We start from the raw sequence: 14432 nt of genomic DNA on the forward strand, positions 1-14432 counted from the left end.
CCGGCGGCTTGAATCCGCCGGGCTTCCTCCGCACATGAAGGGCGACATGCAACCTCCCACTGGTCAGCCCCCTCCAGGCAAGCGTTGGCACACCCGTGAGGACAGCGGCATCCGTCTGGATGCGGCGTTGCGCTGGTGGCACGACGACGAGCCCATCGAGCACCCGAAGATCATCGAGCTCTTCAATGCCTCGCTGGTCCTGGATGACGACGGGCGCTACCAGCTCCGCATCGCCCCGGACTGGTGCTACGTCCAGGTGGAGGACGCGGCCTACGAGGTCCGCACCGTGGACATCACCCCGGACGAGCGGGTGTCCCTGCGGCTGAGCGACCGGACGGCCGAAGCCCTGGACCTGGGGTCGCTCCAGCTCACGCCGGACGGAGTCCTCACCTGCCACGTGAAGCAGGGCAGGGCGAAGGCCCGCTTCTCTCGTGATGCGCAGTACCAGTTCGGCGAGCTGCTGGAAGAGAGCCCCGAAGGGCACCTGGTGCTGCGCGCGGGCCAGCGCCACTGGGAGGTCCCCCTCTCGCTGGATGCACTCCAGGCCGCGACCTAGGCCGCCGCGGCATCCGCGGACGGCACGGATGGCGCGGCGGCGCCCACCAGGTCGCGAGCGAGGGCCTCCAGGACGTCCGGGTGCTCGCGCAGCCATTCGCACGCACGCTCGCGGCCCTGGCCGATGCGCTCACCCCGCAGGCTGAAGTGGCTGCCCGACTTCTCCACCACGCCCGCGGTCACGGCCAGGTCCAGCACCTCGGCGGCGCGGTGGATGCCCGTGCCGTAGAGCACGTCGAACTCCGCCTCCTGGAACGGGGGCGCCAGCTTGTTCTTCACCACCTTCACGCGGGCCCGTGAGCCCACCACCGCGTCGCCCTCCTTGAGGTTGCCCGTGCGGCGGATCTCCATCCGCACCGACGCGTAGAACTTCAGCGCGTTGCCACCTGTCGTCGTCTCCGGGTTGCCGAACATCACGCCAATCTTCATGCGGACCTGGTTGATGAAGATGATGCACGTGCCGGAGCGGCTCACCGCGCCCGTGAGCTTCCGCAGCGCCTGGCTCATCAGCCGCGCCTGGACGCCCATGTGCGCGTCACCCATCTCTCCTTCGATTTCCGCGCGGGGAACCAGCGCCGCCACCGAATCCACCACGATGAGGTCCACGGCGCCCGAGCGCACGAGCTGCTCGGTGATTTCGAGCGCCTGCTCTCCGGTGTCCGGCTGCGCCACGAGCAGTTCCTCCGTCCGCACCCCCAGCTTGCGCGCATAGGACAGGTCCAGCGCATGCTCCGCGTCGATGAAGGCCGCGACGCCTCCCACAGCCTGCACCTGCGCGATGGCATGCAGGGTGAGCGTCGTCTTGCCAGAGGACTCGTTGCCGAACAGCTCCACCACGCGGCCGCGCGGATAGCCCCCCACGCCCAGCGCCCGGTCCAACCCCACCGAGCCCGTGGGAATGACCGCCACCTTCTGCTCCGGTGCGTCCGCGCCGAGCGTCATCACCGCGCCCCGGCCGAACTGCTTCTCGATGGACGCCACCGCCGCCGCCACTGCCTTCAACTTCTCCGTCAGCCTGCTCATCTCGTCTGCCTCCCTCGCCGCCCTGCGGGCTGGATGCCTCGGCGGTGGGCAGAGCAACGCTCATGCCGCGCAGGCTCCCAGGCGGTAGGGCCTGCAAGGGCGTCCAGGTTCGCTGAAGCCGTCCGGATTGGCGGAGCGGCGTGGCTGTCTCCCGAGCGCTGAGAAGGCGTAAAGGTAAGGGCGTCTCCGCATAAGCAGACACAAGGGGAGGTGACAGTCCGGCTTGATGGGATGGAAGGCTTTGCGTTGAAACCCTGGCGCGTCGCCGTGACATCTCTCCACGTGAATACGACCCGTGAGAACCTTCCCCATGTGGTCATCCTGGGAGGCGGCTTCGGCGGCCTCTACGCGGCCCGGTACCTGCGAAAGGCAGGGGTTCGCGTCACGATGGTGGACCGTCACAACCACCACCTCTTCCAGCCCCTGCTGTACCAGGTGGCCACGGCGACACTGAGTCCCAGCGACATCGCCGCGCCACTGCGGGCGATGCTCGGGCGCAATCACGTCCAGGTGCTGCTCGCGGAGGTCACGGGCGTGGACACCGCGCGCAAGCGAGTCCTCCTGGCGGACGGCGAGCTCGCGTACGACTTCCTCATCGTCGCCACCGGGGCGACGCACTCGTACTTCGGCAATGACGCCTGGTCGCGACACTCGATGGGATTGAAGACCGTCGAGGACGCGCTGGAGATCCGCCGCCGCGTGCTGCTTGCCTTCGAGCAGGCCGAGCGCGAGCCAGACCCCGAGCGCCGCCGCGCGCTGCTCACCTTCGCCATCATTGGCGCGGGGCCCACGGGCGTGGAGCTGGCAGGGGCGCTGGCGGAGATCAGCCGCAATTCATTGTCGGGTGATTTCCAGAACATCGACCCACGGGACGCGCGCGTCATCCTCATCGAGGGGATGGACCGCGTGCTCCCCACCTATCCCGAGAATCTCTCGGCGGAGGCCCGCCAGGTGCTGGTGGGGCTCGGCGTCGAGGTCCGTACGGGCACGCGGGTCACGAACATCGACGCCGCGGGCGTGGACATGGGCCCCGAACATCTGGCGGCCCGCACGGTGCTCTGGGCCGCGGGAGTGGAGGCCTCGCCCGTGGCCCGCTCGCTCGGCGTGACGTTGGACAGGGCAGGGCGCGTCCCGGTGACGCCCGAGCTCACCGTGCCCGGGCATCCCGACATCTTCGTCGTGGGGGACCTGGCGCTCGTGAAGCAGGAGGACGGAAGCGCGGTCCCGGGAGTCGCGCCCGCGGCGATGCAGGAGGGCAAGCACGCGGTGCTCAACCTCCGCCGCCAGCTCGCGGGTGAGCCCATGCAGCCCTTCCGCTACTGGGACCGGGGAACGTACGCGGTCATTGGCAGAGGCCATGCCGTGGGCGTCGCCTTCCGCCGCGTGAAGCAGTCCGGCTTCGTCGCGTGGTTGGCCTGGCTCTTCATCCACATCACCTTCCTCATCGGCTTCCGGAGCAAGCTGGCCGTGCTGCTCAACTGGGCATACGCGTACCTGACCTTCGGCAGGTCCGCGCGCATCATCACCGGCCCTGCTCCCCAACTGGAGGAGCGGGTCGTGCATCCCCTGCCCGAGAGTGGAAGGTCAGCCCTGGTCGAGGGGCGTCCCGAGCCTTCAACCCAGCTCGGAAGCCTGGTGCCTGACCAGCGTGGGGCGGGATGAGGCATTCACCGCGCCCCGGGTATTGGTGTGAAGCCAGCCCCGGCGGTCGAGCATCCGGCAGTCGACTGCGAGCCGCATGTCCACATCCTCGATACGTCCGTGTCCTTCCAGGTCCGCGCGTGTCAGCGCGAGCTTGAGGATGCGGTCATGCGCCCGAGCGGACAGGCCAAAATGAGTGACCGCGTCCTTCAACGCCTTCTCCGCGGGCGGTGACAGCACGCAGTAGCGGCGCAGCAGATGCGAAGGCATCTGGGCATTGCAGTGCACTCCTGGCGTGTCGTGGAAGCGGGCTCGCTGCCGTTCGCGCGCGGCCTCCACCCGCTGCCGGTAGTAGTGGCTGGGCAGCTCCTGGCTCTTCTCTGCGAGGTGGTGGTACTCCACCGGCCGTGTCTGCACGGTGATGTCGATGCGGTCCAGCAGCGGCCCGCTGATGCGCGAGTGGTAGCCGAAGATGCGGTGCTCGAGGCACGTGCACGTGTGTCCGGGGACGTTGAAGTAGCCGCAAGGGCAGGGATTCATCGCCGCCACCAGCATGACCCGGCAGGGATAGGTGATGTGCTGGGTCGCTCTCGCCAGGTGGATGGCGCCTTCCTCCAAAGGCTGACGCAGCACCTCCAGCACGTTCTTTCGGAACTCCGGCAGCTCATCGAGGAACAGCACGCCATGGTGGGCCAGGGACAGCTCCCCTGGCCGGGCCATGGGGCCACCGCCTACGAGCCCCGCATCGGACAGCGTGTGATGGGGCGCGCGAAACGGGCGCTCGCGGATCAGCGCCTGCTCGTCTCCCAAGAGCCCCTGGATGGAGTAGACCTTCGTGACCTCCAGCGCCTCCTCGAAGGACATCTCGGGAAGGATGCCAGGCAGCCGTCGCGCCAGCATCGTCTTGCCCGAGCCTGGAGGTCCGGCCATCAGGATGTTGTGGCCGCCGGCCGCCGCGAGCTCCAACGCCAGCTTCAATTCCGGCTGTCCCCGGACGTCGGCCATGTCCGCGGCCACCGTGCGAGGAGCGCTCAACGAGGTCCCCGTGCGCGTCAGCGGCGTCAGCGGGACCTTGCCGGTGAGGTGCCCCACGGCCTCTTTCAGGTGGGCCACGGACAGCACCTGGAGGCCCTCCACCAACGCCGCCTCCGCCGCGTTGGCCGCCGGCACCATGACCCCCTGGAAGCCGCCATTCCGGGCCGCCACGGCCAGCGGAAGCACCCCCTTGATGGCCTTGATGGAGCCATCCAGCGACAGCTCTCCGCCAAAGAGGTAGCGCTCCAGCGGCTCCTCCTCCATCAACCGCGCCGCCGCCAGGACCCCCAGCGCGATGGGCAGCTCGAAGGCCGCTCCCTCCTTGCGGATCTCCGCGGGCGCCAGGTTGACCGTGATCCGCTTCTGCGGAAGGTCGAAGCCCGCGTTCTTCAGCGCGGAGACCACCCGGACCTTCGACTCCCGGGCCGCTCCCTCCGGCAGCCCCACGACGTTGAAGTAGGGAAGCCCGAGCGCCATGTCGACCTCGCACTCCACCACCACCGCGTCGATGCCCATCAACGCCCCCGACCGCACCCTCGCCAGCATCGTCTCCCCCTTCCAACCCGTACGGGAGGAGGGCAGAGCAATGCCCGTACCGGCGCGCTGTCCTCCCAGGCGGTCCGCCGCGCCCATCCCACGCGGCAGACGACGGGTCCGGAAAAGAAGAAGCCCGCTGGCGTCGGAACGCCAGCGGGCTTCGGATTCAATCGATGACGGCGTGGATCAGGGCGTCGGCGGAGCAGGGGGCGCGGGCGGCGCGCCGTCCGGCGTGGCCTGCGTGCCCTGGATGACCGCGTTCTGGGGAAGCTCGGTGGCCATGCCCAGGATCTTCGCTCCCGCGGCACGGGCGCCATCCAGCGCCACCACGAGCTTGCCGTAGTTCGCCGCGTCATCCGCCATGAAGAAGACGACCTTCTCGTCCGGCTTCTTGGCGTTCAGCATCCGCTTGAGGCGGGCGATGTAGTCCGAAGCGGGGATCTGCTCCGTGTTGATGGAGTAGGCGCCGCTCTTGTCCACCTGCACGACGATCTGCTGATCATCGGGCTCCGGCGGCGGCTGGTTCTCCTCCACCTCCGTCTCCGGGACGCGGACGAGGATGTCCTTCTCCAGGAGGGGCGTCACCACCATGAAGATGATGAGGAGCACCAGCACCACGTCCACCAGGGGCGTGACGTTGATCTCCGAGTTCGGCGCGGACGCGGGCTTGACCCACTGACGCTGCTTGTGTCCTCGGGACATTACTTCTTCTCCTCCACACCCAGGGCGATCTGCTTCGCCTTCGCCTTGCGGGCCGTGTCCAGCACCTTGCGCACGTCGCCCACGTTCAGGGCGTTGTCGCCCTTCAGGAGGATCTTCTTGCCTGGATCCTTCACCAGCTCCGCGGCGATCTTCTCCTGGAGCCCCTTCTCGTCGACCTCATCGTTCTCCACGAACATCTTCTTGTCCGGGGTGATGGAGAGGATCAACGGGTCGGCTTCCTTGCCTTCTTTTTCAATCTCCGTGGCCTTGGGCAGCTCCACGGACTTGCCGCGCTGGAGCATGGGCGTCACGACCATGAAGATGATGAGGAGCACCAGCACCACGTCCACCAGCGGCGTGACGTTGATCTCGCTCTTGATGCCCCCTTTGGGGCCTGCTGACATTCCCATGCGTGCACCTGTATCCGGGAAGGAACGCCCACCCCGGGGCAGCGCGGCTTCTCAGCCGGACCGCCCTCGTGGGTGGGGACGTCCCAGGGTGGGGCTACGACTAGGCCGCGTGCGACGAACCGCCGCCGACGTGCCGGGCCACCACGTCCAGGAACTCGTTGGAGGACTCGGAGATGTCCACGGAGCGGGCATCCACCCAGCCCTGCAGGAAGTTGTAGGCCATAACGGCGGGGATCGCCACGAGCAGACCGAACGCCGTGGTGATGAGCGCCTCGGAGATACCGGCGGAGATCGTCGCCAGACCGCCGGAGCCCGCCGCCGCCATGAGCTGGAAGGCGTTCACGATACCCATCGTGGTGCCCAGCAGACCGACGAACGGCGCCGTCGAACCGACCGTGGCCAGCAGGCCCAGGCCGCGCTTGAGGCTCTGCACCTCGCGCTGCGCCTGGCGCTCCAGCGCGCGGGCCACCGACTCCACCGCCAGGTCCTTGTTCCCGGGGGTGATGCGGTACGCCGTCAGACCGGAGTTGATCACGCGGCCCAGGTGGCCCACGTCCTTGCCCAGGTTGGTGTTCGCCGCGGTCGTCAGGTCGCCCTTCGCGAGGATCGCGCCCATCTTGGCGGCGAAGTTGCGGCTGTCCGAGCGGGTCTTGCGGAAGACGATAATCCGCTCCGCCATGACGACCAGCGACGCCACCGACATGATGGCGAGGGTGAAGATGATCATGCGGGCGAAGAGGCCCGTGTGGTGCCAGATATCAAGCAGGGTAAATTGCATGGCTGTGGAGCGCTCCTCCTCACGAGCGCGAGGTGATGTTCGGCGGACTGCTCAAGCGGGGCTGCCTGCCCTGGATCAGCGCGGCAGCTTCAGGTTGAAGTTGAACGTGTACTGCACTTCGACCGGCCTGCCCTGGAACGTGACCGGCTTGTAGCGTGAGGCGGTGAGCACGTCCATCACGGCCTGCTCCATGTGAGGGAGCGGCTTGATCGTGCGGCAGCGCTCGACCTTTCCCTCGGTTGTGATCACGCACTTCACGATCATCAGGCCCTGCACGCGCGCCTCGAGCGCCTCACGCGTATAGGACACTTCCGGACCCGCGATCTTCTCGGGGCGCGTCATGCCCTGGCCGAACGCGAGCACGTCCGTGCCCGTTCCGCCCAGCTGACCGCCCACCACGCCACCGATCACGCCGCCCACCACGCCACCCACCACACCGCCCGCGACGCCACCTTCCACGCCACCCTCGACCTCGGACTCGCTCGCCTCCTCTTCCTCGGGCTCGGGAGCGGTCTCCGTCTCTGGCGGCTTCTGCTGCGGGATCTCCTTCGGCTGCACGATCACGTCCTTGGGCTTCTTGGGCGTGACCTTCTTCTCCGTCTTCGGCTTCGACGCCGGAGGAGGCGGAGGCGGAGGCGGCGGCGGAGGCGCCATCGTGGCCTTCAGCGTAACCTCGACCTCCTTCTCCTCCACGGGAGGTGGGCGCGTGGAGAGATAGGCCACAAGACCCAGCAGGCCAACGTGGAGCAGCGTGGAAACGCCAGCACCCACGCCGAAGCGCGACCTGGGTCCTTGCCCGCGGTCAAGGACTGAATCGAACATGCACGTAACTCCTCTTCACCAGTGGACTACCCGTCCCCGCCATGCCCGGATTGAAGGGCGGCCACCATACAGAAAAGGGTTCCGGGTTCAAGCAACCGTGTATGAAGCCGCTGCGTGATCGCGCAATGCCGCACTGGTCACCAAAAAGCAACGGTCTATTGACAACTGCTTGACCTCGGATATTTTCCCGAGTCATTTTCGGTTGCAGCCCACCTTGGAGGGGTTTGGTATGCAAGTGAAACAAGTACTTCGGGAAACCGGAGTCGTCCTTGCTGCGGGTCTGTTGTACGGATCCGCGGCTTTCGCGCAGTCCAGCGTCATCATCGGCACTGTCATCAATACTGAGGACAAGAAGCCGGCAGCTGATGTCGTTGTGACCGCCACCTCGCCCAACCTGCAGGGCGAGCAGACCGTGGTTACCGACGCACAGGGTAACTACCGTATTCCCCAGCTCCCGCCGGGCACGTATACGTTGCGGTTCGAGAAGGAGTCGTTCAAGCCTTTCGCCCGCCCTGAAATCCAGCTGCTGCTCAACCGCACCATCCGCGTGAACGTGGAGCTGCTCCCTGAGAGCTTCTCGTCGACGGAGACCATCGTTGGCGCCCCGCCGACGATCGACGTCGGTTCCACGAACCAGGGCGTCAACGTCGATCAGGAGTTCATCAAGCGCATCGCGGTGGCCCGTCCGGTCGGCAAGGGCGGCGCGACGCGCTCGTTCGAGTCCCTGGCCGAGCTCGCCCCTGGCGCGCAGTCGGATCAGTACGGCGTGTCCATCAACGGCACGACCTCGCCTGAGAACGGCTACGTGGTGGACGGTCTGTCCACGAACGACCCGGCCTTCGGCGTGAACGCCAGCCCGCTGAGCATCGAGTTCGTGCAGGACGTGAACATCATCACCGGCGGTTACATGCCGGAGTTCGGTCGCTCCACGGGCGGTGTGATCAACGCGGTGACCCGGTCCGGTTCCAACGAGTTCCACGGCTCCGTGTTCGCCAACTGGACGCCGGGCGCCCTGGAAGGCAACCGCAAGCTGGTCATCGAGGACGGCACCACGATCACCGGCCTGAACGCCCTGAGCAACCTGGGCGACTTCGGCGCCACCCTCGGCGGTCCCATCCTCAAGGACAAGCTCTGGTTCTTCGCCGGCTTCGCGCCGTCGTTCCAGCGCTACGAGCACACCCGCGCCCTCAACGCCTTCACGCTGGATGACAACGGCGCGGTGGCGAAGGACGCGAACGGCTTCAGCGTGGTCCAGGAGATCCCGGGTTCCCAGCGGTCGTACTTCGCTGACTCCCGCACGATCCAGTTCATGGGCAAGCTGACGTACCTCATCAACCAGGACCACAACGTGTCGTTCGCCCTGAACGGCACCCCGACCGTGTCGGGTGGTCTGGGCAAGCTGCGGATCGACCCCCGTTCGGGCGGTCTGCCGGCGGCGCAGAACTCGCGTCCTGAGGACATCGGCCAGACCGAGACCCGCGCCAACACCACGGCGCTCGCCCTCAAGTACGCGGGCGCGTTCATGGACAAGAAGGTCCTGGTCGACGCCAACCTCGGTTGGTTCCACCAGACCGCCGGCACGCCTCCGGCGGACGGCAGCGCCATCGGCTCGACGGACGGCCTGGCCGGCTACTCGCTGGCCCAGTACACCCGTCGCCGCCCGATCACCACGTTCGAGAACGTCCCGAACGCCGCGGAGTACTGCGGCACGACCACGGCGGAGCAGGCCGTGCGTTGCCCGGTGACGAACTACTACGTGGGCGGCCCCGGCTTCATGTCCGAGGCGACGCTGGACCGCTACCAGATCAACGCCAAGGCCACCTACCTGCTGAACGCCCTGGGCACGCACGTGTTCAAGGCGGGCGTGGACACGGAGTTCCTGACCTTCGATCAGAAGAAGGCCTACTCCGGTAGCGTGTTCCTGCAGGAGGCCGGCGCGGCCAGCGACGTCCAGCTCAACGGCGTGACCCGCCGCATCTGGTCGGACAACCGCCGCTACGGCTACCAGACGGCCCCGGACACCCCGGTGTTCGAGACCCTGCAGGCGTCCTCCACGAGCGGCACCACCATCGGTGGCTTCCTCCAGGACAGCTGGTCCATCGCCAACCGCGTCACCCTGAACCTGGGCGTGCGCTACGACGTGCAGAACATGTACGGCGGCAATGACCAGCTGGCGCTGAAGCTGGCCAACCAGTGGTCGCCCCGCATCGGCGCCGTGGTGGATCCGTTCGCCAACGGCCGCGCGAAGCTGTTCGTGAACTTCGCTCGCTACTACGAGCAGGTTCCGCTCAACATGATGGACCGCGCCTTCCCGGGTGAGCGCCGCTTCAGCGCGCGTCGCTACCTGACGGAGCCGGGGTCGGATGTTCCGGGCTGCGATCCGTCCACGCTGGAAGGCCAGCGCGGCAACTGCTCGGATCGCCAGTACATCGTGCCTCGCGCCGAGGCCACGCTGAACTCCAACCAGTACTTCAGCGGCGGTCTGGTGCAGAGCGAGCCGGTCGATCCGGACATCGAGCCCCAGTCCTCCGACGAAATCGTGGTCGGCGGCGAGTACGAGCTCCTGGCGAACACCCGCATGGGCGCGACGTACACGCACCGCGACATGAACAAGGTCATCGAGGACATGAGCCGCGATGACGGCAACACGTACTTCCTCGGTAACCCTGGCAGCGGCTTCGCCAAGGAGTTCCCGACGCCGGTGCGTGACTACGACGCGGTCACCGTCTACCTGAACCGCACGTTCACGGACGGCTGGCTGGCGCAGGCGAGCTACACGTGGTCCCGCCTGTACGGCAACTACCCCGGTCTGTTCCGTCCGGAGAACAACCAGCTCGACCCGAACATCCTCGCGGACTTCGACCTGGTGGCCCTCCTGAACAACCGCTCGGGTCTGCTGCCCTTCGACCGCACGCACGCCATCAAGGTGTTCGGCGCCAAGGAGTTCAACATCTCCAACGCGCTGTCGGCGAGCATCGGTCTGTCCTACCGCGGCAACTCCGGTACGCCCATCAGCTACCTCGGCGCCTACCCGGGCTACGGCCAGGATGAGACGTTCATCCTGCCGCGCGGCAGCGGCGGTCGCACCCCCTGGATCAACAGCGTTGACTCCAACGTGGGCGTGAACTACCGCGTCAGCAAGGACAGCGTGGTGTCCTTCACCCTGGACGTGTTCAACCTCTTCAACTTCCAGGGCGTCGACAGCGTCGACGAGTCCTACACCTTCGAGCAGGTGCTCCCGGTGTACGACGCGAAGACCCAGACGCCGGGCTCCGTGGCCGACCTGCCCACGGCTGACAGCGCGGGCAACGTCCCGGCGGCGGCGGGTGGCAAGCTGGCCTACGAAGACGTGAACCAGAACTACAAGAACCCGGACCGTTACCAGGCCCCGCGGCAGATCCGCTTCGGTGTCCGGTACACGTTCTAATCACCCGACCACGTGAGGAAGATCAGCAACATGCGCAAGAGCATTCTTTCGACGCTGGTTATGCTGGGCGCCGCGGGCAGCCTGACCGCCTGCGACGTCGAGCAGCCGAACCCCGGGTGCATTGTCCAGGACGCGAGCTTCGCGAACTGGTGGGCGAAGTACGATGTGGTGTCCCCGCCGACCGGTACCAAGACGGGCGGCGGCACCTGCGGCGCCACGGAGGCGCTGGAGGTGGGTGACAACCTGGGCGTGTGGAAGTTCGCGGACCCGAAGACGGGGAGCAACATCCTCGTCGTGCGGCCCCAGTACGTGGCCCGTCTGGGTGCTGCGGACGCGAACAACACGTTCGACAGCCTTCAGGTCACCGGTGACCTGAGCTCTGACACCACGGACGACTTCTGCCTGGCGCCTTCGTTCAACACCGCCACCGTGAACCCCACGACGGCCGGTGTGACGTCGTCGGTGTCCTACTCGCTGGCGAACGTGAAGGTGTACTCGTCGCCCAGCTCTCCGGGCACCCAGATGACGGGTGAGGTCACGTTCACGCGCGATGGCTGCACCTCCACGTACATCATGCGTGCGGTGTGGCCGGCGACCCCCTGCGATCCCCGCGCTGACCAGACGGATCCGGACCAGGGCTTCGCCAACTGCGGCGCGGGCTCGGGCATCAACCCGGACTTCGCGGTGCAGTGCGAGGCGGTTCCGGAGCGCTTCTGGCTCGAGTACTTCGGCAGCCCCGATGACGACCCCGACTACATCGAGGGTCGTTGCATCCCGGCGAACGCCATCCCGTCGTTCAAGTAGTCGGCACTGACCGACCCTGAAGGCCAACGCGGCCCCGGCAGCCCCTCCCCCACGCGGGAGTGGCGGTCCGGGGCCGCGCTGTTGTTAGGTGTCTGGAATCCACGTCGGGAGGACCATGGAGGGCCGTTACGAACTCATCGAGCACGTCTGCTCACTGCTCGCGGACGAAGCCGGGACGCTCCGCAAGGAGGCGCCCTACCGGGTCGCGCTCTGCTACCCGAGCCCCTACCACGTGGGCATGAGCTCGCTGGGTTACCAGGCCATCTACCGGGAGGTGCATGCCCACGCCGGCGCGACCGCCGAGCGTGTCTTCCTTCCCGATGATGTCGAGACATACAAGAGAACACGGACGCCATTGTTTACCTGGGAATCCCAGGCACCCGTGTCTAGCTTTGAAATGCTTGCCTTTTCAGTTGCCTATGAATTGGAGCTTTCAGGCTTGTTCACGATGTTGGAGTTGTCTGGTTTACCGGTTCTTTCATCGGAACGGGATGCCAGACATCCGCTGGTGGTGGCGGGCGGTCCGCTGACGTTCTCCAACCCGGATCCGCTGGAGCCCTTCGTGGACGTGCTCGTCCAGGGGGAGGCGGAGGATCTGATCCACGTGCTGCTGGAGGCCGCCGCTTCCATGGAGCGCGAGGCGCTGCTGGATCACCTGGCGAAGGTCCCCGGCTTCCGGGTGCCCGGACGGGGTGGGGCGCGCTACCACGTGGCGAAGGCGACGGACGCCCGCCTGCCGGCGCGCACGCAGATCATCACGCCGCACACGGAGCTCCGGTCGATGTTCCTCATCGAGCCGGAGCGGGGCTGCTCCCGGGGTTGCCACTACTGCGTCATGCGCCGCACCACGAATGGCGGCATGCGCACGGTGCCCCCGGAGCGCATCCTGTCCCTCATCCCGGAGCACGCGAAGCGCGTGGGGCTGGTGGGCGCGGCGGTGACGGACCACCCGCGCATCGTGGAGCTGTTGCGCACCATCGTGGACTCGGGGCGAGAGGTGGGCGTGTCCTCGCTGCGGGCGGACCGGCTCACGCAGGAACTGGTCAATCAGCTGCGGCGGGGCGGGGCGACGAACCTCACGGTGGCCGCGGACGGGGCGTCCCAGAAGATGCGGGACCTGGTGGACCGCAAGCACTCCGAGGAGCAGATCGTCCGCGCGGCCCAGTTCGCGCGCACGGCGGGCATGAAGCAGCTCAAGGTCTACAACGTGGTGGGCCTGCCCCATGAGGAGGACGCGGACATCGACGAGCTGATCCGCTTCACCACGGAGCTGTCGCGCATCCTGCCGGTGGCGCTGGGGGTCGCGCCCTTCGTGGCCAAGCGGAACACACCGCTGGACGGGGCGCCCTTCGCGGGCCTGCGCGAGGTGGAGAACAAGCTGGAGCGCCTGCGCAAGGGGCTGCGGGGGCGGGCGGAGGTGCGGCCCACGTCCGCGCGCTGGGCCTGGGTGGAATACATGCTGGCCCAGTGCGGGCCGGAGGCGGGGCTCGCGGCCATGGACGCCTGGCGCGCGGGGGGCAGCTTCGCCGCGTGGAAGCGGGCCTTCCAGGAGCGCGGGTGCGAGCCGTACATGGCCCGCCGGGTGGAGGATGGGCGGCGCCAGCCCACGGTGTGGCCCATCGTGCCGGGCCGCCCGCCGCCCCAGCCGTCCGCCGCCTGACGGGGCCCGCAAAGGCCGTATTCGCCGGGCTCCGCTTTCGCTAGAAGACGGCCAGCGGGGCCGATGGCCGGCACTCGCATGGCCTCGGAGAGCATCTGGTGAGCACGCAGCGCGTGGAAAAGTCGTGGCAGAAGACGGGCCTCAAGGACTACTCGACTGAGGCCCTGCTGGGCACGCTGGGGCACTACGGCATCCCGGTGGGTGAAGAGGACTACCGCAAGCTGGCGGAGTCCGCCTATCCGCTCGGCATCGCCCAGCAGTGGGCGGCGAAGTGGAAGGGCACCGGCCCCTTCAAGGACTACGTCGTGGCCGCGGCCGTGGAGCTGTGGCGCCGGTGGCTGCCGGACCGCGTGTCCCCGCAGGAGTTCACCACGGCCCTGGCGACGCTGATGCAGGTGCTCGTGCACAAGCTCAACGGCGCGAAGGAGGCCCCGGTGGCCTCCGGTTTCGAGCACGTGAAGTCGCTGCGCTCGAAGCTGGCGGTGGATGACAAGGGCGCGCTGCCCCAGCCGTTCCTCCAGGAGGCGCTGGCGCCCTTCTCGGAGAAGGACGCGGAGCTGTTCGACAGCCTGGCGGAGTCGCTGGCCGCGCAGGGCCACCTGGACGACGCCACGGCGTTCGCCGAGGTGGAGGAGTTCCTGCTGCCCGACCGGCGCGGCATTTCCCAGGCGGTGGTGCGCGCCGCGAAGGGCGAGCGCGAGCCCGCCATCCAGGACCTCAAGAACCTCATCCACGACACGGCGCGCGCGCCCATCTCCCGCCTGCTGGCGGTGGACGGCCTCATCCACCTGCAGGCGTGGATCGACGCGAACGTCGAGGGCCGCGGCCTGCTGGCGGAGGCGGAGAAGGCCAACGACATCCACCTGGCGCTGGACCTGGTGCCCCGCCTGGAGCACGTCTTCAAGCAGCAGAACGACCGGGCCGCGCTCCTGGAGCTGATGGGCACGCAGGAGCGGCTGGAGGCCCTGCACGACAAGATGCACCCGGGCCACCGCGCGCACCGTCACCAGCACGCGCAGCCGCAGCGCCGCCGCTAGT

Annotated in this window: 12 protein-coding genes; 6 read left to right on the forward strand and 6 right to left on the reverse strand. The window is 67.6% G+C overall.

Annotated features, from left to right (window positions below; genetic code table 11):
• Positions 1 to 46 precede the first annotated feature (46 nt).
• Positions 47 to 556, forward strand: coding sequence for a DUF1285 domain-containing protein (locus ACX114_RS06820; protein WP_459295893.1), 510 nt, complete (start codon positions 47 to 49; stop codon positions 554 to 556).
• Here the strand turns inward: ACX114_RS06820 and recA are convergent.
• Positions 553 to 1578, reverse strand: coding sequence for a recombinase RecA (gene recA / locus ACX114_RS06825; protein ID WP_459295895.1), 1026 nt, complete (start codon positions 1576 to 1578; stop codon positions 553 to 555). The two genes, ACX114_RS06820 and recA, sit on opposite strands and share 4 nt — an antisense overlap.
• 282 nt (positions 1579 to 1860) lie before the next feature.
• Between recA and ACX114_RS06830 the strand changes: the two genes are divergently transcribed.
• Positions 1861 to 3240, forward strand: coding sequence for an NAD(P)/FAD-dependent oxidoreductase (locus ACX114_RS06830; protein WP_459295897.1), 1380 nt, complete (start codon positions 1861 to 1863; stop codon positions 3238 to 3240).
• Here the strand turns inward: ACX114_RS06830 and ACX114_RS06835 are convergent.
• From ACX114_RS06835 to ACX114_RS06855, 5 genes are all read right to left on the reverse strand, one after another.
• Positions 3193 to 4800 carry a YifB family Mg chelatase-like AAA ATPase gene (locus tag ACX114_RS06835; protein WP_459295899.1) on the reverse strand — a complete coding sequence of 536 codons (1608 nt, stop codon included), beginning with the start codon at positions 4798 to 4800 and terminating at the stop codon, positions 3193 to 3195. The two genes, ACX114_RS06830 and ACX114_RS06835, sit on opposite strands and share 48 nt — an antisense overlap.
• 177 nt (positions 4801 to 4977) lie before the next feature.
• A complete protein-coding gene (locus tag ACX114_RS06840; RefSeq protein WP_223741176.1) occupies positions 4978 to 5493 on the reverse strand; it encodes an ExbD/TolR family protein in 516 nt (171 codons plus the stop codon).
• Entirely contained in the window at positions 5493 to 5903 is a 411-nt protein-coding gene (locus ACX114_RS06845) for an ExbD/TolR family protein (RefSeq protein ID WP_120523783.1), read from the reverse strand. The genes ACX114_RS06840 and ACX114_RS06845 overlap by 1 nt, the downstream gene beginning before the upstream one ends.
• Positions 5904 to 6003: 100 nt before the next feature.
• Entirely contained in the window at positions 6004 to 6681 is a 678-nt protein-coding gene (locus ACX114_RS06850; protein WP_120604774.1) for a MotA/TolQ/ExbB proton channel family protein, read from the reverse strand.
• Between the two features lie 75 nt (positions 6682 to 6756).
• Positions 6757 to 7503 carry an energy transducer TonB gene (locus tag ACX114_RS06855; RefSeq protein ID WP_459295902.1) on the reverse strand — a complete coding sequence of 249 codons (747 nt, stop codon included), beginning with the start codon at positions 7501 to 7503 and terminating at the stop codon, positions 6757 to 6759.
• Positions 7504 to 7732: 229 nt separating this feature from the next.
• Here ACX114_RS06855 and ACX114_RS06860 point away from each other — a divergent pair, with 229 nt between their 5' ends.
• The 4 genes from ACX114_RS06860 (at position 7733) to ACX114_RS06875 (ending at position 14431) form a co-directional block, all read left to right on the forward strand.
• On the forward strand, positions 7733 to 10930 hold the full coding sequence (locus ACX114_RS06860) for a TonB-dependent receptor (protein WP_459295904.1): 3198 nt from the start codon (positions 7733 to 7735) through the stop codon (positions 10928 to 10930).
• A 30-nt stretch (positions 10931 to 10960) separates the two neighbouring features.
• Positions 10961 to 11734 carry a hypothetical protein gene (locus ACX114_RS06865; RefSeq protein ID WP_459295906.1) on the forward strand — a complete coding sequence of 258 codons (774 nt, stop codon included), beginning with the start codon at positions 10961 to 10963 and terminating at the stop codon, positions 11732 to 11734.
• A gap of 115 nt (positions 11735 to 11849) precedes the next feature.
• The gene (locus ACX114_RS06870; RefSeq protein WP_459295908.1) at positions 11850 to 13394 is read left to right on the forward strand and encodes a radical SAM protein; all 1545 of its coding nucleotides are present in this window, start codon (positions 11850 to 11852) and stop codon (positions 13392 to 13394) included.
• A gap of 98 nt (positions 13395 to 13492) precedes the next feature.
• Positions 13493 to 14431, forward strand: coding sequence for a hypothetical protein (locus tag ACX114_RS06875; protein WP_459295910.1), 939 nt, complete (start codon positions 13493 to 13495; stop codon positions 14429 to 14431).
• The last annotated feature ends 1 nt before the right edge of the window (position 14432 follow it).

It is taken from the genome of Corallococcus sp. M7 (assembly GCF_054512695.1).

Coding starts and splice junctions, on each gene's coding strand:
- ACX114_RS06820 (WP_459295893.1), top strand. CDS start 47: ATGCAACCTCCCACTGGTCAGCCCCCTCCAGGCAAGCGTTGGCACACC.
- ACX114_RS06855 (WP_459295902.1), bottom strand. CDS start 7,503: ATGTTCGATTCAGTCCTTGACCGCGGGCAAGGACCCAGGTCGCGCTTC.
- ACX114_RS06870 (WP_459295908.1), top strand. CDS start 11,850: ATGGAGGGCCGTTACGAACTCATCGAGCACGTCTGCTCACTGCTCGCG.
- ACX114_RS06860 (WP_459295904.1), top strand. CDS start 7,733: ATGCAAGTGAAACAAGTACTTCGGGAAACCGGAGTCGTCCTTGCTGCG.
- ACX114_RS06865 (WP_459295906.1), top strand. CDS start 10,961: ATGCGCAAGAGCATTCTTTCGACGCTGGTTATGCTGGGCGCCGCGGGC.
- recA (WP_459295895.1), bottom strand. CDS start 1,578: ATGAGCAGGCTGACGGAGAAGTTGAAGGCAGTGGCGGCGGCGGTGGCG.
- ACX114_RS06835 (WP_459295899.1), bottom strand. CDS start 4,800: ATGCTGGCGAGGGTGCGGTCGGGGGCGTTGATGGGCATCGACGCGGTG.
- ACX114_RS06845 (WP_120523783.1), bottom strand. CDS start 5,903: ATGGGAATGTCAGCAGGCCCCAAAGGGGGCATCAAGAGCGAGATCAAC.
- ACX114_RS06840 (WP_223741176.1), bottom strand. CDS start 5,493: ATGTCCCGAGGACACAAGCAGCGTCAGTGGGTCAAGCCCGCGTCCGCG.
- ACX114_RS06850 (WP_120604774.1), bottom strand. CDS start 6,681: ATGCAATTTACCCTGCTTGATATCTGGCACCACACGGGCCTCTTCGCC.